Origin of the sequence: Enterococcus spodopteracolus (assembly GCF_030441955.1) — a bacterium.
GTDB lineage: Bacteria > Bacillota > Bacilli > Lactobacillales > Enterococcaceae > Enterococcus_B > Enterococcus_B spodopteracolus.
Window position 1 is genome coordinate 1 of sequence record NZ_JARJHD010000038.1, and the last position, 1,770, is coordinate 1,770.

Here is a 1,770-nt window from a genome sequence, read left to right on the forward strand (position 1 = left end):
GAGTAGACCTCTCAAAACTGAACAAAGTATCGACAAACGTGTGTAGTCTCCGTAATATTCCTTAGAAAGGAGGTGATCCAGCCGCACCTTCCGATACGGCTACCTTGTTACGACTTCACCCCAATCATCTATCCCACCTTAGGCGGCTGGCTCCAAAAAGGTTACCTCACCGACTTCGGGTGTTACAAACTCTCGTGGTGTGACGGGCGGTGTGTACAAGGCCCGGGAACGTATTCACCGCGGCGTGCTGATCCGCGATTACTAGCGATTCCGGCTTCATGTAGGCGAGTTGCAGCCTACAATCCGAACTGAGAGAAGCTTTAAGAGATTAGCTTAGCCTCGCGACTTCGCGACTCGTTGTACTTCCCATTGTAGCACGTGTGTAGCCCAGGTCATAAGGGGCATGATGATTTGACGTCATCCCCACCTTCCTCCGGTTTGTCACCGGCAGTCTTGCTAGAGTGCCCAACTAAATGATGGCAACTAACAATAAGGGTTGCGCTCGTTGCGGGACTTAACCCAACATCTCACGACACGAGCTGACGACAACCATGCACCACCTGTCACTTTGCCCCCGAAGGGGAAGCTCTATCTCTAGAGTGGTCAAAGGATGTCAAGACCTGGTAAGGTTCTTCGCGTTGCTTCGAATTAAACCACATGCTCCACCGCTTGTGCGGGCCCCCGTCAATTCCTTTGAGTTTCAACCTTGCGGTCGTACTCCCCAGGCGGAGTGCTTAATGCGTTAGCTGCAGCACTGAAGGGCGGAAACCCTCCAACACTTAGCACTCATCGTTTACGGCGTGGACTACCAGGGTATCTAATCCTGTTTGCTCCCCACGCTTTCGAGCCTCAGCGTCAGTTACAGACCAGAGAGCCGCCTTCGCCACTGGTGTTCCTCCATATATCTACGCATTTCACCGCTACACATGGAATTCCACTCTCCTCTTCTGCACTCAAGTCTCCCAGTTTCCAATGACCCTCCCCGGTTGAGCCGGGGGCTTTCACATCAGACTTAAGAAACCGCCTGCGCTCGCTTTACGCCCAATAAATCCGGACAACGCTTGCCACCTACGTATTACCGCGGCTGCTGGCACGTAGTTAGCCGTGGCTTTCTGGTTAGATACCGTCAAGGGGTGAACAGTTACTCTCACCCTTGTTCTTCTCTAACAACAGAGTTTTACGATCCGAAAACCTTCTTCACTCACGCGGCGTTGCTCGGTCAGACTTTCGTCCATTGCCGAAGATTCCCTACTGCTGCCTCCCGTAGGAGTTTGGGCCGTGTCTCAGTCCCAATGTGGCCGATCACCCTCTCAGGTCGGCTATGCATCGTGGCCTTGGTGAGCCGTTACCTCACCAACTAGCTAATGCACCGCGGGTCCATCCATCAGCGGCACCGTAAAGCGCCTTTCAAAACGAAACCATGCGGTTTCGATTGTTATACGGTATTAGCACCTGTTTCCAAGTGTTATCCCCTTCTGATGGGCAGGTTACCCACGTGTTACTCACCCGTTCGCCACTCCTCTTTTCCCGGTGGAGCAAGCTCCGGTGGGAAAAGAAGCGTTCGACTTGCATGTATTAGGCACGCCGCCAGCGTTCGTCCTGAGCCAGGATCAAACTCTCATAATAAAAGTTAGAACAATCTTGCGATTGTTAAGCTCAATTTGTTTGCTAGCATATTGCTTGCTTGTTAAAAATGTTTGTTGTCTTGAATTGAATCAAGACGCCCTACACATTTGGTTTGTCTTACTTTGTTCAGTTTTCAAAGGTCTA

1 rRNA gene is annotated in these 1,770 nt (G+C 51.4%); it reads right to left on the reverse strand.

Going from position 1 to position 1,770, the window contains the following annotated elements:
- Nucleotides 1–65 precede the first annotated feature (65 nt).
- A 16S ribosomal RNA gene (locus tag P3R27_RS14245) occupies nt 66–1,626 on the reverse strand.
- Nucleotides 1,627–1,770: the final 144 nt, after the last annotated feature.